21 protein-coding genes are annotated in these 18,953 nt (G+C 66.8%); 6 read left to right on the top strand and 15 right to left on the bottom strand.

From position 1 onward, the window contains the following. Window positions 1-106 precede the first annotated feature (106 nt). Window positions 107-910 (bottom strand): class I SAM-dependent methyltransferase, encoded by an 804-nt coding sequence (locus tag HRJ34_RS05605; protein WP_208633540.1) that lies wholly within the window; start codon window positions 908-910, stop codon window positions 107-109. A gap of 53 nt (window positions 911-963) precedes the next feature. Here HRJ34_RS05605 and HRJ34_RS05600 point away from each other — a divergent pair, with 53 nt between their 5' ends. Further along, entirely contained in the window at window positions 964-1,164 is a 201-nt protein-coding gene (locus tag HRJ34_RS05600; protein ID WP_016747374.1) for a hypothetical protein, read from the top strand. Between the two features lie 9 nt (window positions 1,165-1,173). On the opposite strand, the gene HRJ34_RS05595 is transcribed toward HRJ34_RS05600, so the two are convergent. Together HRJ34_RS05595 and HRJ34_RS05590 are read right to left on the bottom strand one after the other, a co-directional pair. Continuing rightward, window positions 1,174-2,739: a CpaF family protein gene (locus tag HRJ34_RS05595; protein WP_011951476.1), complete on the bottom strand. Its 1,566-nt coding sequence runs from the start codon at window positions 2,737-2,739 to the stop codon at window positions 1,174-1,176. 95 nt (window positions 2,740-2,834) lie between these two features. Beyond that, window positions 2,835-4,655 carry a M10 family metallopeptidase C-terminal domain-containing protein gene (locus HRJ34_RS05590; RefSeq protein WP_208633539.1) on the bottom strand — a complete coding sequence of 607 codons (1,821 nt, stop codon included), beginning with the start codon at window positions 4,653-4,655 and terminating at the stop codon, window positions 2,835-2,837. A 179-nt stretch (window positions 4,656-4,834) separates the two neighbouring features. Between HRJ34_RS05590 and HRJ34_RS05585 the strand changes: the two genes are divergently transcribed. After that, window positions 4,835-5,293 (top strand): SRPBCC family protein, encoded by a 459-nt coding sequence (locus HRJ34_RS05585; protein ID WP_208633538.1) that lies wholly within the window; start codon window positions 4,835-4,837, stop codon window positions 5,291-5,293. Continuing rightward, window positions 5,286-5,615, top strand: coding sequence for an ArsR/SmtB family transcription factor (locus HRJ34_RS05580; protein WP_029994946.1), 330 nt, complete (start codon window positions 5,286-5,288; stop codon window positions 5,613-5,615). The genes HRJ34_RS05585 and HRJ34_RS05580 overlap by 8 nt, the downstream gene beginning before the upstream one ends. A gap of 176 nt (window positions 5,616-5,791) precedes the next feature. Here HRJ34_RS05580 and HRJ34_RS05575 read toward each other — a convergent pair whose 3' ends face one another. The 6 genes from HRJ34_RS05575 to HRJ34_RS05550 form a co-directional block, all read right to left on the bottom strand. Further along, a complete protein-coding gene (locus HRJ34_RS05575) occupies window positions 5,792-6,055 on the bottom strand; it encodes an ATP synthase F1 subunit epsilon (protein ID WP_011951472.1) in 264 nt (87 codons plus the stop codon). Window positions 6,056-6,101: 46 nt separating this feature from the next. Further along, the gene (atpD, locus tag HRJ34_RS05570) at window positions 6,102-7,556 is read right to left on the bottom strand and encodes a F0F1 ATP synthase subunit beta (RefSeq protein WP_011951471.1); all 1,455 of its coding nucleotides are present in this window, start codon (window positions 7,554-7,556) and stop codon (window positions 6,102-6,104) included. A 24-nt stretch (window positions 7,557-7,580) separates the two neighbouring features. Beyond that, window positions 7,581-8,465, bottom strand: coding sequence for a F0F1 ATP synthase subunit gamma (locus HRJ34_RS05565; protein ID WP_011951470.1), 885 nt, complete (start codon window positions 8,463-8,465; stop codon window positions 7,581-7,583). A gap of 60 nt (window positions 8,466-8,525) precedes the next feature. Then, window positions 8,526-10,055 (bottom strand): F0F1 ATP synthase subunit alpha, encoded by a 1,530-nt coding sequence (gene atpA / locus HRJ34_RS05560; RefSeq protein WP_011951469.1) that lies wholly within the window; start codon window positions 10,053-10,055, stop codon window positions 8,526-8,528. A 2-nt stretch (window positions 10,056-10,057) separates the two neighbouring features. Further along, window positions 10,058-10,612, bottom strand: coding sequence for a F0F1 ATP synthase subunit delta (locus tag HRJ34_RS05555; protein ID WP_011951468.1), 555 nt, complete (start codon window positions 10,610-10,612; stop codon window positions 10,058-10,060). 345 nt (window positions 10,613-10,957) lie between these two features. Beyond that, window positions 10,958-11,425, bottom strand: coding sequence for an Hsp20 family protein (locus HRJ34_RS05550; RefSeq protein WP_226949058.1), 468 nt, complete (start codon window positions 11,423-11,425; stop codon window positions 10,958-10,960). Between the two features lie 240 nt (window positions 11,426-11,665). On the opposite strand from HRJ34_RS05550, the gene HRJ34_RS05545 reads away from it, so the two are divergent. Further along, window positions 11,666-12,607, top strand: coding sequence for an acetyl-CoA carboxylase carboxyltransferase subunit alpha (locus HRJ34_RS05545; protein ID WP_011951466.1), 942 nt, complete (start codon window positions 11,666-11,668; stop codon window positions 12,605-12,607). A gap of 225 nt (window positions 12,608-12,832) precedes the next feature. Further along, window positions 12,833-14,272, top strand: a complete 1,440-nt coding sequence (locus HRJ34_RS05540; RefSeq protein WP_208633536.1) for a M48 family metalloprotease — start codon at window positions 12,833-12,835, stop codon at window positions 14,270-14,272. A 208-nt stretch (window positions 14,273-14,480) separates the two neighbouring features. Here HRJ34_RS05540 and HRJ34_RS05535 read toward each other — a convergent pair whose 3' ends face one another. Further along, a complete protein-coding gene (locus HRJ34_RS05535; RefSeq protein WP_011951464.1) occupies window positions 14,481-14,648 on the bottom strand; it encodes a Flp family type IVb pilin in 168 nt (55 codons plus the stop codon). A gap of 113 nt (window positions 14,649-14,761) precedes the next feature. Beyond that, the gene (locus HRJ34_RS05530) at window positions 14,762-14,947 is read right to left on the bottom strand and encodes a Flp family type IVb pilin (RefSeq protein ID WP_011951463.1); all 186 of its coding nucleotides are present in this window, start codon (window positions 14,945-14,947) and stop codon (window positions 14,762-14,764) included. A gap of 103 nt (window positions 14,948-15,050) precedes the next feature. Here HRJ34_RS05530 and HRJ34_RS05525 point away from each other — a divergent pair, with 103 nt between their 5' ends. After that, the gene (locus HRJ34_RS05525) at window positions 15,051-15,458 is read left to right on the top strand and encodes a (deoxy)nucleoside triphosphate pyrophosphohydrolase (RefSeq protein ID WP_011951462.1); all 408 of its coding nucleotides are present in this window, start codon (window positions 15,051-15,053) and stop codon (window positions 15,456-15,458) included. Window positions 15,459-15,462: 4 nt separating this feature from the next. On the opposite strand, the gene HRJ34_RS05520 is transcribed toward HRJ34_RS05525, so the two are convergent. The 4 genes from HRJ34_RS05520 to ilvN form a co-directional block, all read right to left on the bottom strand. Continuing rightward, window positions 15,463-16,482 carry a hypothetical protein gene (locus tag HRJ34_RS05520; protein ID WP_208633535.1) on the bottom strand — a complete coding sequence of 340 codons (1,020 nt, stop codon included), beginning with the start codon at window positions 16,480-16,482 and terminating at the stop codon, window positions 15,463-15,465. 62 nt (window positions 16,483-16,544) lie between these two features. Beyond that, complete coding sequence (locus HRJ34_RS05515) at window positions 16,545-17,162, bottom strand: YceI family protein (RefSeq protein ID WP_030091229.1); 618 nt, start codon at window positions 17,160-17,162, stop codon at window positions 16,545-16,547. Between the two features lie 101 nt (window positions 17,163-17,263). Next, window positions 17,264-18,283: a ketol-acid reductoisomerase gene (ilvC, locus tag HRJ34_RS05510; RefSeq protein ID WP_016747383.1), complete on the bottom strand. Its 1,020-nt coding sequence runs from the start codon at window positions 18,281-18,283 to the stop codon at window positions 17,264-17,266. Between the two features lie 124 nt (window positions 18,284-18,407). Continuing rightward, a complete protein-coding gene (gene ilvN / locus HRJ34_RS05505; RefSeq protein WP_011951458.1) occupies window positions 18,408-18,923 on the bottom strand; it encodes an acetolactate synthase small subunit in 516 nt (171 codons plus the stop codon). Window positions 18,924-18,953: the final 30 nt, after the last annotated feature.

The raw sequence follows: 18,953 nt of genomic DNA, 5'->3' as shown, positions 1-18,953 counted from the left end.
GCGAAAGCCGGGATCTCCCTGCCTTTTCGCCTGTCCTGGGCGCGAAGGATGAAGAGAAGTGAGATCCCGGCTTTCGCCGGGATGACGGCTTAGGACTGAATCGACGTCACGGCTTGACGAATTTCAGCGTCAGTCGGTCGCTCTCGCCGATCGCCGCATATTTCGCCTTGTCGACATCGCCCAGCTTGTAGGTCGGCGGCAGCGTCCAGACGCCTTCCGGATGGTCGTGCGTGTCCTTCGGATTGGCGTTGACCTCCGATTCGCCGGCCAGCTTGAAGCCCGCGGCGGTCGCCAGGCGGATGATCGTCGAGCGCTTGATATAGCCGCTCTTCTTCTCCAGCGCGCTGTCCTGGTCCTCGGGCAGGCGATGGTCGGCGACGCCGAGGATGCCGCCCGGCTTCAACGCGGCGTAGAAGTCGGCGAAGGCCTTCGCGGCGACGGCGTCGCCGGCCATGATCAGGTTGTGGACGTTGCGGAAGGTCAGCACGCGGTCGGCGCTGCCGGGCGCGATCGTCGACGGCGTGGTCGGGCTGAACGCCGCGATCGTCACCGGGCCGAACCAGTCCTTGTTGCGCTCCAGCATCGCGGTGGTGCTCGTCACCCCGCGCTCGGGGGCCAGCGCGACATAGCTGCCATTGCCCTTCAGCACTGGCGCCAGGATCTCGGTGTACCAGCCACCGCCGGGGTAGAATTCGACGACCGTCTGGCCCGGATGGACGTCGAAGAAGGCGAGCGTCTCGGCCGGGTGGCGATATTGGTCGCGGGCGCGGTTCGCCTCGCTGCGCCTTGTGTCCGCGATCGCCTTTGCGACGGCGGGGTCGGCCTTGGCGGCGCTGGCCGATGCTGCGGGGGCGATGGCGGCGGGCGCGATCAGGGCGATGGCGAGGGCGGCATAAAGCGGGTAACGCACCGGTGGTCTCCCGATATGGAACATCGGCGTAATGAAGACGGAGCGGCGCAAAGGTGCAATCGGATTATGCTTGGCCGACCCTTCTCTTCGTCGCGCTGGCGGTGCTGTCCGTCGCGGCCGACTGGCGCCGCCACCGCCGGCGCGAGGCCGATCGCCAGGCGGGACGGACCGGATGGGTCCCCTGGCCGCTGGTCACGGTGCTCGCGCTGATCATGACGGCGTTGTTCGCCGCATGGTGGATCGGCGATAAATAGGGCGGAGTTTCAGAGGCAGGCTTCGAGCAGCGGCTGATCGAAGCCGAACTGGCGCGCCTTCTCGATCGTGTAGGGGCGCAGGCCCGAGGTCGCGAATTCGCCGATGATCCGGCCTTCCGAATCCTCGGCATGATATTCGAACTTGAACAGTTCCTGGGTGATGATCACCGGCCCTTCCATGCCCAGCACCTCGGTGATGCTGGTGACGCGGCGCGATCCGTCGCGCAGGCGCTTGACCTGGACGATCAGGTCGACCGAGTCGGCGATCTGCTTCGAGATCGCCTCCTTGGGCACCTTGATGTCCGACATCATCACCATGTTCTCCATGCGCGCCAGCGCCTCGCGCGGGCTGTTGGAGTGGAGGGTGCACATCGATCCGTCATGACCGGTGTTCATCGCGGCGAGCATGTCGAAACATTCCGGCCCGCGAATCTCGCCCAGGATGATGCGGTCGGGCCGCATGCGCAGCGCGTTGACGACGAGGTCGCGGATCGTGATCGCGCCCTGGCCTTCCAGATTGGCGGGCCGCGTCTCGAGCGGCAGCCAGTGCGGCTGCTGCAGCCGGAGCTCGGCCGCGTCCTCGATGGTGACGACGCGCTCGCCCGGGTCGATCATCTTCGACAGCGCGTTGAGCATCGTCGTCTTGCCCGATCCGGTGCCGCCCGAGATGACGATGTTGAAGCGGCTCGCCCCGGCGATCTTGAGCATCGTCGCCATCTGCTCGCTCATCGATCCGCTGCGCGCCATCATGTCGAGCGTGATCGGCTTGGACGAGAATTTGCGGATCGAGATCGCCGTGCCGCGCAGCGACAGCGGCGGGACGATGACGTTGACGCGGCTGCCGTCGGTCAGGCGCGCGTCGGCCAGCGGCGTGGTCTGGTCGACCCGGCGGCCGACCTTGGAGACGATGCGCTGGGCGATCTGGAACAGATGCTCCTCGTCGCGGAAGGTGACCTTGGCGAGCTCGAGCTTGCCCTTGCGCTCGACATAGGTCTGCTCGGGACCGTTGACCATGATGTCGGTGATCAACGGGTCGCTCAGCAGCTCCTCGAGCGGGCCGAGGCCGAGCAGCTCGTCGATCAGCACCTTTTCGAGCGCGAACTGCTCGCGGCGGTTGAGGGTGATGCGCAGCTCGGCGAGCACCTCGCCGATGATCGGGCGGAACTCCTCGGCCAGCTCGTCCTTGCTCAGCGAGGCGGCGGCCTCTGGATCGACCCGTTCGAGCAGGCGGGGAAGCACCTGTTCCTTGATCTTGTGGATCGACGCCTCGAACCCCTCGACCCGCGCGCGGCCGGCATCGCCCGACGAGGCCTCGCGGATCGCCAGCCGCGCCATCGCGTCGGCATGCTTGGGGAGCGCGACGTCCTCCTCGCTCACCGCGATCGGATCGTCGAAGCTCGGCAGGCCGGCGAAGGGATCGGTGCCCGCGCCGGGGAAGGCGGCGCTGTCGATCGACGGGAATTGCAGCCCGCCGGTCAGCGGTCCGGGCGCGCTGTCGACGTGCATCGGGCGCGCCACGCCGAAGGCGGGCTTGGCCCCGTGCGTCATCGCTCCACGCTTGCCGAAAGCACTCATTCGATCAGTCCCCGACGGCCAGTTCCGGCCGAACGGTCATCCGGTAACGGCAAACCCCTCAGAATCGGTTAATTGGGCGTTGGTCATCGGTTCGATCAGACGAAGTCGGCCACGCTGATCGCGGCCGGATCGGACAGGCCGGCGAGCTTGATCGCCTCGATCGGCGACGAGCTGCCCGGATCGTAGAAGAGATAGAGGTCGCCGCCGACCTTGAGCACCGCCACGTCGGTGAAGCCCGCGCCGCCATCGAGCCGGGCCTGCGCCGCGGCGACAGCCTGGGCCAGCGTGTCGAACGCGCCGGGATCATAGGCGACGCCGCTGGGCACGCCGAAGCCCAGGCGGATATGGTCGACGCCGTCGGTGAAGTCGGCGATCATGTCGGTCATGTAGGCGAGCGCGCCGCTCGTGGCGAAGGTCGCGTCGCCGGTCGCGAAGGCGAAGACGTCGGCATCGCCGCCACCGGTGAGGATGTCGATGCCCGCGCCGCCGGCCAGCGTGTCGTCGCCGAGGTCGCCCAGCAGCACGTCGTTGCCGGCGCCGCCCTGGATGCTGTCGCCGCCCTGGCCGCCGCGCAGCGAATCATTGCCTTCGCCGCCGTCGATCGTGTCGCTGCCCAGATTGCCGTTGACGCTGTCGTTGCCGCTATTGCCGACGATGCTGTCATTGCCCTGGCCGCCCTGGATCCGGTCCGATCCGGTGCCGCCGTCGAGCCGGTCGTCGCCGGCATTGCCCTGGAGATAGTCGTTGCCGGCGCCGCCGGTGATCGTGTCCGAACCGTCGCCCTGCACCGCGCGGGAGGCGGCGCCGTAGAGATGGTCGTTGCCGCTGCCGCCGGTGATGGAGTCGTTGCCCGCGCCGGCCATGATGACGTTGCTGTTGTCGTTGCCGACGATCGTGTCGTTGCCGGGGCCGGTGATCGCGCTGTCGATCCGGGTGCCATAGGCGATCGCGATGTCGTTCTTCAGGCCGGTGACGCTGCTGAACCCGCCGTCGTGCAGGTCGATCGTCGAGGGGCTGGTGAAGCCCGACACGTCGAGCGTGTTGCCGACCCCCTTGTTCCACAGCGTGACGATCGGCCGGCTGTTCTGGGTGAAGTCGAAATATTTGGCGATCGGGCCGGCGATGTTGCTGTTGAAGCCGTAGACCTGCCCGCCCGACAGCGGCGTATCGACGGCGACCCCGTAGATCCGCTGGATCGCGACGATGTCGAGCGGCATCGGCGTGACCGGCGTGTTGCGATAGAGCAACCCGTCGCTGGCGCGCGACGTGCCCCAGGAAAAGCCGCTGTCGGGATCGTTGTAGGACATCAGCGTCCAGGCCCGCGAGTCGAAGCTGGTGTAGCGCGGCGAACCGAAGTCGAGGCTCTCGTCATAGGCGCCGCCATGGCCGAGGCCCAACACATGGCCCCATTCATGGACCAGCGTCGTATAGGGATAGCCGCCATATTCGCTGAACGTCGAGCCGATCGGCCCGAAACCCGCCGCGCTGGTGTCGATCTCGATCGCGCCGTCCCGCGCGCGGCCGATCGTCGTCGTTCCGGTGCTGCCCGGGAAGAACGTGTTCTGGCCGCCTGAGGCGTGGCCGTCGCTCCCGCGCCGCAGGATCACCTCGGCGGTGCCGGGGCTGGCCTGGACGAAGGTGACGTCGGCCACGGCCGACCAGAGCGCGGCCGCCGACGCGAAGGCCGATTGCTCGACCGCGCTCCAATTCGATGCGATGTCGAAGGCATAGCTGATCGTGGCGCCGGTGCCGGCCGTGCCGGCGCCGAATTTGGCGGTGTAGTTGTCCGCCGGATTGTAGGTGGCGGGGTTGTCGACGTTCCAGGTCCAGTAGCTTTCGCCGGCGAGAATGCCGCTGGCATTGATCCCGGACAGGAAGGTGACTTCGGTCTGCTGAAGCGAACTGATCGATGCCATGCGCTGACGATTCCCGTGATGCCGTGCCCGACCTTATACCAGGAAGGAGCGGCTTTCAGTTTGAACTGAAACGGGTTTGGAGATTCTTACCGAACTTGCGGCCGGCATAATATGCAACTTTATGGTTGCATATTATGCCCCAAGGAGCATGATGCCTGGCAATCAGGAGGTTGCCTGCCATGACCAATTCCATCGAACGCACCGTCGACCTTCGCGCACCCATCGACCGGGTGTGGCGCGCGCTCACCGATCACCGCGAGTTCGGGCAATGGTTCCGCGTCGCGATCGAGCAGCCCTTCGTCGTGGGCCAGCCGGCGACGGGGCACATCACGCACGAGGGCTACGAGCATGTCCGCTGGAACGTGCGGATCGTCGCGATGGAGGAACCGCGCCGCTTCGCCTTCACCTGGCATCCCTATGCGATCGATCCGGCGGTCGACTATTCGCAGGAGGAGCCGACCCTCGTCGAATTCCAGCTTGAACCGGTGGGGGCGGGGACACGGCTGATCGTCACCGAATCGGGCTTCGACCGCATCCCCGCGCATCGCCGCGACGAGGCGATCCGGATGAACAGCGGGGGGTGGACCGCGCAGGTCGAGAATATCCGCGCGCATGTCGATGCCGGCGTCGATGGCTGAGACCGCCCGCGCGACCGACCCGGCGCCGATCTTCGCGGCGCTGGGCGACCGCACCCGGCTGTCGCTGCTGATGCGGCTCAGCGACGGGCGCACCCGCTCGATCACGATGCTCGCCGCCGACACCGACCTGACCCGCCAGGCGGTGACCAAGCATCTGCGGGTGCTGCAGGACGTCGGCCTGGTCGAGAGCCTCCGCCATGGGCGGGAGAGCCGCTACGCCTGTCGCCCCGAACCGCTCGATATGGCGCGCGCTTATCTCGACCGGGTTGCGGCGCAGTGGGACGATGCGCTGCTGCGGCTCAAGGCGTTCGTCGAGGAGTAGAGCGGATCACCATCCCGTCATCCCGGCGAAAGCCGGGATCTCACTGCCTTCGTGCCGCATGGGAAAGGAGAAGAAGGGAGATCCCGGCTTTCGCCGGGATGACGATGCTATTAGAAAAGGCCCGGTCGCATCGCTGCGCCGGGCCTTTCGTGTTTCTTTGCCGCGGGGGCAGGGGATCAGGCTTCGGTCGCCTGCTCCGCCAGCACCGTCAGGCCCTTCTCGTTGACCTCGGCGAAGCCGCCCTCGACATGGATGCGCGCGGCAACCGTGGTCGGGCTCGAGTAGATCGCCAGTTCGCCCGAGCGGACCGTCGACATGAAGGGCGCATGGCCCGCGAGCACGCCGAAGTCGCCCTCGGAACCGGGGACCACCACCATATGGACCTCCTCCGAGCGGAGGAGCCTTTCCGGGGTGACGAGTTCGAAATGCAGGTCTGCCATTCTACGTCTCCCCCCTCCGGTTCAAGGGAGGGGATAGGGGGTGGGATCAGGCCGCTTCGGCGGCCAGCTTCTTGGCCTTCTCGACAACCTCGTCGATGCCGCCGACCATGTAGAAGGCCGCTTCCGGCAGATGGTCATATTCGCCTTCGACGACCGCCTTGAACGACTTCACGGTGTCCTCGATCGCGACGAACTTGCCGGCGATGCCGGTGAAGACCTCGGCGACGTGGAACGGCTGCGACAGGAAGCGCTGGATCTTGCGGGCGCGCTGCACGGTGAGCTTATCTTCTTCCGAAAGCTCGTCCATGCCGAGGATCGCGATGATGTCCTGCAGCGACTTGTACTTCTGCAGCGTCTCCTGGACGGCGCGGGCGGTCTCGTAATGCTCCTGGCCGACGATGCGCGGCTCGAGCATGCGCGAGGTCGAGTCGAGCGGATCGACCGCCGGGTAGATGCCCAGCTCCGAGATCGCGCGGTTGAGGTTGGTGGTCGCGTCGAGGTGGGCGAACGAGGTTGCCGGCGCCGGATCGGTAAGATCGTCGGCGGGCACGTAGATCGCCTGCACCGAGGTGATCGAACCCTTGTTGGTCGAGGTGATGCGCTCCTGCAGCGCGCCCATGTCGGTCGACAGGGTCGGCTGATAGCCCACCGCCGAGGGAATGCGGCCGAGCAGCGCCGACACTTCCGAACCCGCCTGGGTGAAGCGGAAGATGTTGTCGACGAAGAACAGCACGTCCTGGCCTTCGACGTCGCGGAAATATTCGGCGATCGTCAGGCCCGAGAGCGCGACGCGGGCACGCGCGCCCGGCGGCTCGTTCATCTGGCCGAACACCAGGGCGACCTTCGATCCCTCCGGGGTCGGGTTGCCGTCGGCATCCTTGGCGATGACGCCCGCGTCGAGGAACTCGTGATAGAGATCGTTGCCCTCGCGGGTACGCTCGCCGACGCCCGCGAACACCGAGGTGCCGCCATGGCCCTTCGCGATGTTGTTGATCAGCTCCTGGATGAGCACGGTCTTGCCCACGCCGGCGCCGCCGAACAGGCCGATCTTGCCGCCCTTCGCGTAAGGCGCGAGCAGGTCGATCACCTTGATGCCGGTGACGAGGATGCTGGCGTCGGTCGACTGGTCGACGAACAGCGGAGCCTCGGCGTGGATCGGCGAGGTCTGGGTCGCGTTGACCGGACCGCGCTCGTCGATCGGCTCGCCGATGACGTTGAGGATGCGGCCGAGCGTCTGCGGGCCGACCGGGACGCGGATCTGCGAGCCGGTGTCGGTGACTTCCTGGCCACGGGTCAGGCCGTCGGTGGCATCCATCGCGATCGTGCGGACGGTGCCTTCGCCGAGGTGCTGGGCGACTTCGAGGACGAGGCGGTTGCCGTTGTTCGTCGTCTCGAGCGCGTTCAGGATCGCCGGCAGCGAACCATCGAAGCTGACGTCGACGACGGCGCCGATGACCTGCGAGATGCGGCCGACATTCTTGGTGGTGGGGGCTTTAGCCATGGTCTGTTTCCTGCCTCTGATCTCTTACAGCGCTTCAGCGCCAGCGATGATTTCGATGAGCTCGGTGGTGATCGCCGCCTGACGGGTCCGGTTGTACTGGATCGTCAGCTTGTTGATCATCTCGCCGGCATTGCGGGTCGCGTTGTCCATCGCGGTCATGCGGCTGCCCTGTTCGGACGCGGCATTCTCCAGCATCGCGCGGAACAGCTGGACGGCGACGTTGCGCGGCAGCAGCTCGGTGAGGATCGCTTCCTCGTCCGGCTCATATTCGACCGCCGCCGAGGCGCCCGTTGCCGCCGCGCCGGTGTCGGCGGTCAGCGGGACCGGGATGATCTGCAACTCGGTCGGCTCCTGGACCAGCGCCGACTGGAACTTGGCGAAGAACAGGTGCGCGACATCGAACTCGCCCGCCGAATAGCGACCGATCAGGTCCTCGGCCACCATATGGGCATCGCTGAATGCGACGTTCTTGATGTGGCTCTGGTCGACCTGGTGGACGATCTTGCCGGGGAAGAGCCGCTGCAGCACGGCGCGGCCCTTCTTGCCGATCAGGTAGAATTTCACCGTCTTGCCCTGCGCGATCAGGCTGTCCGCGGTCTTGCGCGCGGCACGGACGATGTTGGTGTTGAACGCACCGGCGAGGCCGCGCTCCGAGGTCGCGACGACGAGCAGGTGAACCTGGTCGTTGCCGGTCCCGGCGAGCAGCTTCGGGCTCTGCGGCCCGACCGTCACCTTCGAAGCGAGGCTCGACATCACCGCGTCCAGCCGCTCGGCATAGGGGCGACCGGCTTCCGCAGCCATCTGCGCGCGGCGCAGCTTCGCGGCGGCGACCATCTTCATCGCCTTGGTGATCTTCTGGGTCGACTTCACCGAAGTGATGCGGACCTTGAGGGCCTTGAGACTTGCCATCTAGTCTTGTCTCTTCCGTCCTGCTTCACCCGGCGCAAGGCCGGGTGAGATATCAGTATGTTACGCGAAGGTCTTCACGAAGGCTTCAAGCGCCGACTTGAGCGCCGCGGTCGAGTCCGCCGACAGGTCCTTGCTGTCGCGGATCGCGGCCAGGACGTCGGCGTGCTTCGAGCGCATCTCGGCGAGGAAGCCGGCTTCGAAGCGGGTCACCGCGTTGGTCGGGATGCTGTCCAGATAACCGTTCACGCCGGCGAAGATCGACGCGACCTGCTCCTCGAAGGGCAGCGGCTGGAACTGGGGCTGCTTGAGCAGCTCGGTCAGGCGCGCGCCGCGGTTGAGCAGGCGCTGGGTCGAGGCGTCGAGATCCGAGCCGAACTGCGCGAAGGCGGCCATTTCGCGATACTGGGCCAGCTCGAGCTTGATCGAGCCGGCAACCTTCTTCATCGCCTTGGTCTGCGCGGCCGAGCCGACGCGCGACACCGACAGACCCACGTTGATGGCCGGACGGACGCCCTGGTAGAACAGGTCGGTCTCGAGGAAGATCTGGCCGTCGGTGATCGAGATCACGTTGGTCGGGATATAGGCCGACACGTCGCCCGCCTGGGTTTCGATGATCGGCAGCGCGGTCAGCGAACCGTTGCCGTTGGCGTCGTTCAGCTTGGCGGCGCGCTCGAGCAGGCGGCTGTGCAGATAGAAGACGTCGCCCGGATAGGCTTCACGGCCCGGCGGACGGCGCAGCAGCAGCGACATCTGGCGATAGGCGACCGCCTGCTTGGAAAGATCGTCATAGACGATCAGGCCGTGCATGCCGTTGTCGCGGAAATACTCGCCCATGGCGACGCCGGTGTACGGCGCGAGATACTGGAGCGGGGCGGGATCCGACGCGGTCGCGGCGACCACGATCGAATATTCCATCGCGCCGTTCTCTTCGAGCGTCTTGACCAGCTGAGCGACGGTCGAGCGCTTCTGGCCGATCGCGACATACACGCAGTAGAGCTTCTTGCTCTCGTCGGTGCCCGCGTTGGCGGTCTTCTGGTTGATGAAGGTGTCGATCGCGACGGCCGACTTGCCGGTCTGGCGGTCGCCGATGATCAGCTCGCGCTGGCCGCGGCCGACGGGGACGAGCGCGTCGAGCGCCTTGAGGCCGGTCTGCACGGGCTCGTGCACCGACTTCCTGGGGATGATGCCCGGCGCCTTGACCTCGACGCGGCTGCGCTGCTCGGCGACGATCGGGCCCTTGCCGTCGATCGGGTTGCCGAGGCCGTCGACCACGCGGCCGAGCAGGCCCTTGCCGACGGGCACGTCGACGATGGTGCCGGTCCGCTTGACGACATCGCCTTCCTTGATCTGGCTGTCCGAGCCGAAGATCACGGCGCCGACGTTATCGGCTTCGAGGTTGAGGGCCATGCCCTTGATGCCGTTCGAGAATTCGATCATCTCGCCGGCCTGGACATTGTCGAGGCCGTGGATGCGGGCGATGCCGTCGCCGACCGACAGCACCTGGCCGACTTCGGAGATCTGCGCTTCGCTGCCGAAGCTGGCGATCTGGTCGCGGATGACCTTGGAGATTTCTGCGGCGCGGATATCCATGTTCAGCCTTTCATCGCAATCGCGAGGGAGTTCAGTTTGGAGCGGATCGAACCGTCGATTTGGCGCGAGCCGATCTTGACGATCAGGCCGCCGAGGATGGACGGATCGACGGTGAGATCGACTGCGACGTCGCGGTCGAGCTGGGTCTTGAGCTTGGCCTTCAGGGCCTTGACCTGGGTGGCGGTCAGCGGGTGGGCCGAGGTGACCTCGGCAGTGGTCTCGCCGCGGTGTCGGGCCGAGAGCGTCCCGAAGGAGCGGATCACCGCGCCGAGCTGGCCGAGGCGGCGATTCTGCGCGAGCACGCCGAGGAACTTGGTGGTGAGGGGATCGATGCCGAGGCTCGCGGCCGTCGCGGCCACCGCCTTCATCGCCTCGTCGCGCGAAACGAGCGGGCTCGTCGTCAACCGACGGAAGTCGTCCGATTCGGTCAGCGCGGCCTTGAGCGACTGAAGGCTCGCGGAGACCGCGTCGATCGCCTTTTCGTCCCGTGCGAGACCGAACAACGCGGTCGCATAACGTCCGCTGAGGCTAGCCTGAATACCGCCGGAATTCTCCACGCGCTTTCATTCCCCCAAAAAAGGTTGGGCCATGCGCAAAAAGGGCCGCCGGGAAGGCGCCCCTGCATGGTTCGCGGGCCGGTTAGCAGGGGTGCCCCCCTTATGCAAGGCACCTGAGGTACAAGTTACGGTGAAGTTTGGTGGGGGGTGTCGAAGTTCAGTTCCGGCCCCGTTCGTCAGTCCCTTATCCGTCATGCCAGCGCAGGCTGGCATCCATGTCTGTTCTCTCCTCGATGGCCATCTGGCCGATGAGAGACATGGACCCCAGCCTGCGCTGGGGTGACGGCTCTTGCGAGAATCAGAAAGCCGGACCTTGCGGCCCGGCTTTCCTCTGCCCGTCGCGATCTACGCGGCGGCCTTGCTCGGCTCCGCGTCGATCACCGACTGGGGCTCGACGCCGTCGATGGCGATGCGGCGCGGCTTCTTGTGCTCGGGGATCTCGCGCACCAGCTCGACGTTGAGCAGGCCGTTCTCATAGCCGGCGCCGGTCACCTTGATGGTGTCGGCGAGCTGGAAACGGCGCTCGAACGCGCGCTTGGCGATGCCGCGATGCAGGAACTCGCGCTTGTCGGCATCGCTGGCCTCGACGGCGCGGCCGATGATGATCAGCACATTGTCCTGCACGGTGACGTCGATCTCGTCGCGGGTGAAGCCGGCGAGCGCCATCTGGATGCGATAGGCGCCGTCGCCCGTCTTCTCGATATTGTAGGGCGGATAGCTGTCGCCGTCGCCGCGCGCGAAGTCGACGAGGCGGTTGAGATTCTCGAAGCCGATCGAGGATCGGAGGAGGGGAGCGAAATCAAGGCTACGCATCGGGTCTGTTTCCTCATCAAGCGATGTTGACCATGTCGGCCCGCGGAGCATCCGCCGGACCATGCCGCACCGCCCCTTCTGGCGACGGCCGGCAGGATCGAGATAGGGAAGGGCTTTCCGGCTTCAAGGGCTGTTTTTTGTCGGCTCTCCTCGCATAGGCGCGGGCGGCCGTTCGGCCTTGCGCGCCTTCGCGGCGCGGGCTTCGTTGACTGGAGCGTCGCGCCCGCCTAACCGGGGCCGATGGTTGCCTATCTCGAATTCGAAAAGCCTATCGCCGAGCTGCAGGCGCGCATCGCCGAGCTCCGGTCGACCGCCGACGCCGGTTCGCTCGATCTCGAGAGCGAAGCCTCCAAGCTCGAAGCCAAGTCCGACAAGCTGCTGCGCGACACCTATGCGAAGCTGACGCCGTGGCAGAAGACGCAGGTCGCCCGCCACCCCGAGCGCCCGCACTTCAAGGACTACGTTGCCGGCTTCATCACCGATTTCATGCCGCTGGCAGGCGACCGCGCCTTCGCCGACGACCAGGCGATCATCGGTGGCCTCGGTCGCCTGGGCGACCGCAAGGTGATGGTGATCGGCCATGAGAAGGGCGACGACACCGCCTCGCGCATCCGCCACAATTTCGGCATGGCCAAGCCCGAGGGCTATCGCAAGGCGATCCGGCTGATGGAACTGGCCGACCGCTTCGGCCTGCCGGTGGTCAGCCTCGTCGACACCTCGGGCGCCTTTCCCGGCATCCAGGCCGAGGAGCGCGGCCAGGCCGAGGCGATCGCGCGCTCGACCGAGGCCTGCCTCGCGCTCGGCGTGCCGATGGTCGCGGCGGTCGTCGGCGAAGGCGGCTCGGGCGGGGCGATCGCGGTCGCGGCGGCCAACAGCGTGCTGATGTTCGAACATGCCGTCTATTCGGTGATCTCGCCCGAGGGTTGCGCCTCGATCCTGTGGCGCACCGGCGACAAGGCGGCCGAGGCGGCCGAGGCGATGAAGGTCACCGCCGCCGATCTCCAGAAGCTCGGCGTGGTCGACCGCGTGGTGGCGGAGCCGGTCGGCGGCGCGCATCGCGATCCGGCCGCCGCGATCGCCGCGCTCGGCGCCGCGATCGGCGAGGAGCTCGACAAGCTGGCCGGCAAGAAGCCGACGGCGCTGCGCGCCGCGCGCCGCGACAAGTTCCTCGCCATCGGCTGACGGGCCCCACGGCCCTGCATTTTCTTCGTCATTCCCGCGAAAGCGGGAATCCACGGTCACGGGACATTCGGTCTCTTGCGGGCCGCCGTCCATGGATTCCCGCTTTCGCGGGAATGACGGATGAGCAGAGGCATGGATTGCGTAATGATTCCCGGACGGAAAAAGTCGTAACGGAACCGTTCGGCGGTTATCTGCTTTCTGCGTTGGGTTGCGTGGGAGGATCGCATGAAGACGTTTCTGCTCTGGACCAGTCTGTCGCTCGTCGCCATTCCCGGCGTCGCCCTGGCGCAGGTCCAGTCGATTTCGGCCAGCGACAAGCGCACCGGCGCGGAGGCGCATCCGCAGCTCGTCCAGGAATTCGGCGGCGCGATGAAGGGCCCGGCCGCCGACTATGTCGGGCGGGTCGGCCGCAAGATCGCGGTCCAGTCGGGCCTGTCCAACTCGGAGCGCGACTTCACCGTCACGCTGCTCGATTCGCCGGTCAACAACGCCTTCGCCATCCCCGGCGGCTATGTCTATGTGACCCGCGGCCTGCTCGCGATCATGAACGACGAGGCGGAACTCGCCTCGGTGCTGGGGCATGAGGTCGGCCATGTCGCCGCGCGCCACTCGGCCAAGCGACAGCAGACCGCGACGATCACCTCGGTGCTCGCCGGCATCGTCGGCGCGGTCGCGGGCGATTCGGGGGTGGGCAGCCTGATCGGCCGGGGCGCGGGCGTCGGTGCCGACCTGATCACCAAGGGCTTCTCGCGCACCCAGGAATATCAGGCCGACGATCTCGGCGTCCGCTATCTGGCCAATGCCGGCTATGACCCGCTCGCCTCGTCGGACATGCTCGGCGTGCTGGGCGCGCAGCAGGACCTCGACGCGCGGATCAGCGGCAAGGCGAATTCGCTGCCGACCTGGGCCAGCACCCATCCCAATTCGGTCGACCGGGTGAAGCGCGCGCGCGGCAAGGCGCAGGAGACCGGCAAGGCCGGCCGGGGCCTGCGCAACAACGACGCGCTGCTCGACGCGGTCGACGGGCTGGTGTGGGGAGACGATCCGGCCAAGGGCTTCCTCGACGGGCAGGAGTTCAAGCTGCCGACCCAGCGGCTCGCCTTCACCGTGCCGCGCGGCTATGCGGTCAACAACACCGACGCCGCCGTGACGATCAGCGGCAATGGCGGCCAGGCGAGCTTCTCGGGCGGCGCGATCGGTTCGGGCGGACTCGACGGCTATATCGGCCAGGTCTTCTCGAAGCTCGGCGGCAACATCCGCCATGGCCAGGTCCAGGGCGGCAAGGGCAAGGGCGTCGATTTCCGCTACGCCTTCGGCCAGGGGAACAGCAATGCCGGGCCGCTCGACGTCGGCGTGTTCGCCTACCGCCCCGATAACGGCGCGACGGCCTATCATTTCGTGACGCTGACCCGGTCGGGGCAGGGGATCGGCCCGTTCGAATCGCTGGTCGAGAGCATGCGCCGCCTGTCGGCGGCCGAGGCGCAGGGCGCCCGCCCGCTGCGCGTCAAGGTGCTCAAGGTCAAGGCGGGCGAGACCCCCGACACCTTCGCGCGGATGATGGCCTTCCCCGACGCGCCGCTCGACCGCTTCCTGGTGCTCAACGGCCTGGAGAAGGGCGACACGCTGCGCACCGGCGAACGGGTCAAGGTGATCGTGCGGAATTAGTATACCGCTCTCACACATGATTCGTCATGCCAGCGGAGGCTGGCATCCATGTCTGTGGTCTTCTCAGATGCCATCTCGGGTGAAGAAAGACATGGGCCCCAGCCTTCGCTGGGGCGACCGTAGAGAAGCGGTTGGACACATACAGAAAGGGCGGCGAGTTGTTCCCGCCGCCCTCTCGAAGCCAGCCTAAGCCGTAAGGCTAGTGGCCTTAGCTCGCCTTCATGTTGTTGGAGACGTTGTTGAACGTCTTCTGGAGCTGGTTGCCGAGGCTCGTCATCGCGGTGATCGCGGCGACGGCGATGAGGGCGGCGATCAGACCATATTCGATCGCGGTGGCACCCTTGTTGTTCTTCAGCAGCTTAGCAACGAACTTCATATCTCTACTCCCGCTTCCCGATTTCGGGTGGTGTGTCCGGCCCGGCTGGCCTCCAACCATTGGCCAACGCTGGCACCGTAGCGGGGAGTTCCTTTTATTTCGTTAATGGCGGCTCAGATCGAGGTGACGCGCTCGGCGATGTCGTTCCAGCGGCTTTGGACCGAACTGCCCAGGCTCGCGACCGCGCCCATGATGGCCATGAAGATCAGCGAGAGGATCAGGCCATATTCGACGGCGGTGGCGCCCCGGCAATCGCGGGCGAGGGCGCGGAACGGCACGTGACGGCGATCCTTTCCCATGCGGAATTCCCCTCGAGCGACCGGCGTGCCAAATCGCTTTGATCTGCAGACGCTTATTGCGTAGGCGTCGCGAATTAAGAAACCCCTAAAGGCCTTCATACCAATGGATAAGGGAAAGCCCCTAATCGTCGTCGCGGCGGCGCTGGTCGACGGCGACGGGCGGCTGCTCGTCCAGCAGCGGCCGGCCGACAAGTCGATGGGGGGACTGTGGGAATTCCCGGGCGGCAAGGTCGAGGAGGGCGAGACCCCCGAAGCCGCCCTGATCCGCGAACTGCACGAGGAGCTGGGCATCGGCGTCGAGCAGGCCTGCCTCGCCCCCGCCTGCTTCGCCAGCGAGCCGCTGGGCGGACGGCACATGATCCTGCTGGTCTATATCTGCCGCAAATGGCGCGGCATCCCGCAGGCGATCGAGGCCCCTGCGCTCCGCTGGGTCCGCCCGGTCGAGCTGCACAACCTGCCGATGCCGCCGGCGGACAAGCCGCTGATCGGGCTCCTCGACGCGCTGGTCTGAAGGGTTACGGAGCCTCCGGCGACGGAGCAGGCGTTTCGTCGGGGTTGCGAAGGCCCATGTAGAGACCCTTGATCCGGCCCGCCGAGATGTCGGTCAACAGGTCGAGCACCGGGGTCGGGTCGATGCCGGGGCCGAGCGGGAAGGCGAGCATCGATCCGCAGGGGAGCAGCGCGAGCCCCGCCCTCGCGAAGCGGTCGCGCAGCATGGCGAACTGAGCCGGTTCGCCCGAGAAGAGGATCGCGTCGTCGAGGTTCACGCCGACGCATTGCCGGGCGGCGCCCGCGGTCATGATCTGCGGCCGGGGGCCATCGGACCGTCCCGCGCCATAGGCCGCCTCGAACCGCTGCAACGTTTCGAGCGCCTCGGCGTGCACGGCCCGGGCGCCGTCGTCCTGCGACGCCGCGGTGCCCTCGGCCGCCTGCCGGAGCATGGCGGCGGCGGCTTCGATCTTCGCCGGATAGCCCTGGGTGCGCGAGGGCAGGGCGGCGAGCTCGGCCATCGGGATGAGCGTGCCCAGCGTCACCGGCGATGTCGCGCCGAGGCGTTCGAAACGGATACGATAGGCCTGTTGATAGGCGCTGTCGGTCCATAGCGCGGGATCGTCGGGATGGAGCAGCCGCTCGACCTCGGCGCGGCGGATCAGCGCGGTCGCGACCTCGGGATCGCCGGCGCCCAGCACCAGCCGATAGGCGTCCACCGCGCGCTCCAGATAGTCGAGCACCAGCGCCGAGGTCGGATCGTCGAGCTTCGGGGCGTTGAGGAAGAGCTGCGTGGCGAAGGCGGCGAGCAGGTCGGCGCGGACGCGCGGGCTGCGCTCCGCCGCCATATCGCGCGACAGCAGGCGCTCGGCCTCGTCGAGCCGCCCCTTGCGGATCATCGCGATCTCGCGGTCCAGCCGCGACGCGGCGTCCGGCGGGGCTTCCGCCACGGTCGGCGCCTCCTCCGCCGCGCTGGCCCCGGGCGATGCCAGGCACAGCACGGCCGCACCGAACAGGGTTCCGTAGAATGTCAGGGGGCCCGCCATCGGGAAGAGAATGGCGGAGCCTCCGGGTCGCTGTCCAGCCTCGATCGACCGGCGGCCGGCCGTTATTCGGCCTTCTCGAAGGCGACCGAGATCTGCAGCGGGACGGCGTCGGGCACCAGCGGGATGCCGTAGCTGACGCCGAAGTCGCTGCGCTTGACGGTGGTGGTCGCGTCGAAGCCGATGGTGCGCTTGCCCATCATCGTGCCGGCGCCGACGAAGACGGTGTCGAGCACGACCGGCTTGGTCACGCCCTTGACCGTCAGGTTGCCGGCGATTTTCGCGGTCTTGGGACCGGTGACGCGGACCGAGGTCGATTCGAAACGGGCGGTCGGATATTTCGCCGCATCGAAGAAGTCGGCGGCCTTGAGATGCTCGTCGAGTTCCTTGACGGTGGTGGTGATGCCGCTCATCGGGATGTCGATCGCCACCTTCGCCTTGGCTGGTGCCTTGGGATCGATCGTCATCGATCCGGTCGGCGATCCGAAGAAGCCGCGATAGGTGCTGAAGCCCAGATGGTTGACGGTGAAGGTCACCTGGCTGTGGCCCGGATCGACCGTATAGGTCCCCGCCGTCACGCGGCGCACGTCGGAGATGCCCGGCGGAGTCGTCGGAACCTGGGCGACGACCGGCAGGGCGACCAGAGAGAAGCCCAGCAGCAGGGCGGCGGCGGAACGGACCATGATCGTCTCCCATATGAGAAAGGGCGGCAGACTAGCGCCTGCCGCCCCTTCGACAACCGTCTATTCCGAAACCCTGTGTTCGGGTTCCGGAAGCGATCGGATCAATTCTTGGCCTTGTCGACCAGCTGGTTCTTGCTGATCCAGGGCATCATCGCGCGCAGTTCGGCGCCGACCTTCTCGATCGGATGCTCGGCGACGAGCTTGCGGCTCGCCTTCAGCTCGGGCTGGCCGGCGCGGTTGTCGAGGACGAAGCGCTTGACGAACTTGCCCTTCTGGATGTCGTCGAGCACGCGCTTCATCTCGGCCTTGGTCTCCGAGGTGATGACGCGCGGGCCGGTGTGGATGTCGCCATATTCGGCGGTGTTCGAGATCGAGTAGCGCATGTTGGCGATGCCGCCCTCATACATCAGGTCGACGATCAGCTTCACTTCGTGGAGGCATTCGAAATAGGCCATCTCGGGGGCGTAGCCCGCCTCGACCAGCGTCTCGAAGCCGGCCATGATCAGGTGGCTGAGGCCGCCGCACAGCACCGCCTGCTCGCCGAACAGGTCGGTCTCGCACTCTTCCTTGAAGGTCGTCTCGATCACGCCCGAACGGCCGCCGCCGATCGCCGAGGCGTAGGACAGGGCGACGTCGTGCGCGTTGCCGCTGGCGTCCTGGGCGATCGCGATCAGGCAGGGCACGCCGCCGCCGCGCTGATATTCGGAACGGACGGTGTGGCCGGGGCCCTTCGGCGCGATCATGAACACGTCGATGTCGGCGCGCGGCTCGATCAGGCCGAAATGGACGTTGAGGCCATGGGCGAAGGCGAGCGCCGCGCCCGGCTTCAGATTGTCGCGCAGGTCGTCATTGTAGATCGCGGCCTGGTGCTCGTCGGGCGCCAGGATCATGACGATGTCGGCCCACTTGGCCGCGTCGGCGTTCGACAGCACCTTGAAGCCGGCGCCTTCGGCCTTCTTCGCGGTGGCCGAGCCGGGGCGCAGCGCGATCGCGACGTCGGCGACGCCCGAGTCCCGCAGGTTCTGGGCATGGGCGTGGCCCTGGCTGCCATAGCCGACGATCGCCACCTTCTTGGTCTTGATGAGGCCGATGTCGGCATCACGATCATAATAGACGCGCATATTGTTGCTTCCCTCTGACGCGGCCGGACATCCGGTTGCGGAGACTGCCGCCTGGTTGAAATGGAATGGTGGCCCCGTTAACGGGCGCAGGCCCGTCCGTCGAGCCTGCTTTATCGCCTCGCCCCTAAAGCGCTTCTTTGCCCCGGCCGATCGCGGCGACGCCGGTGCGGGCCACCTCGACCAGCCCGACCTCGCGCATCAGCTCCAGGAATTTGTCGATCTTCTCGGTGCCGCCGGTCACCTCGAAGATGAAGCTGGAGATGGTCGCGTCGACCACGCGGGCGCGGTAGACCTCGGCCAGGCGTAGCGCCTCGATGCGATGATCGCCGGTGCCGGCGACCTTCACCAGCGCCAGTTCGCGCTCGACATGCGGGGCGAGCGCGGTGAGGTCGGTCACCTTGTGGACCGGCACCATCCGGTCGAGCTGCGCCACCACCTGCTCGATCACCTGCGGCGTGCCGGTGGTGACGATGGTGATGCGGCTGATCTTCTCGTCCTCGGTGACGTCGGCCACCGTCAGGCTGTCGATATTGTAGCCGCGCGAGGAGAACAGCCCCGCGATGCGGGCGAGGATGCCCGATTCATTGTCCACGGTCACGGACAGCGTGTGCCGCTCGGTGGCTTCCTGCTTGATGTGCATGATGTCTTTCTCTGTGTCGGTCGAAGGAGG

This window comes from Rhizorhabdus wittichii (genome assembly GCF_017607425.1).
Taxonomy (GTDB): Bacteria; Pseudomonadota; Alphaproteobacteria; order Sphingomonadales; family Sphingomonadaceae; genus Rhizorhabdus; species Rhizorhabdus wittichii.
The sequence above is the reverse complement of the archived record's forward strand: the minus strand, read 5'-3'. Positions and strand labels throughout refer to the sequence as shown.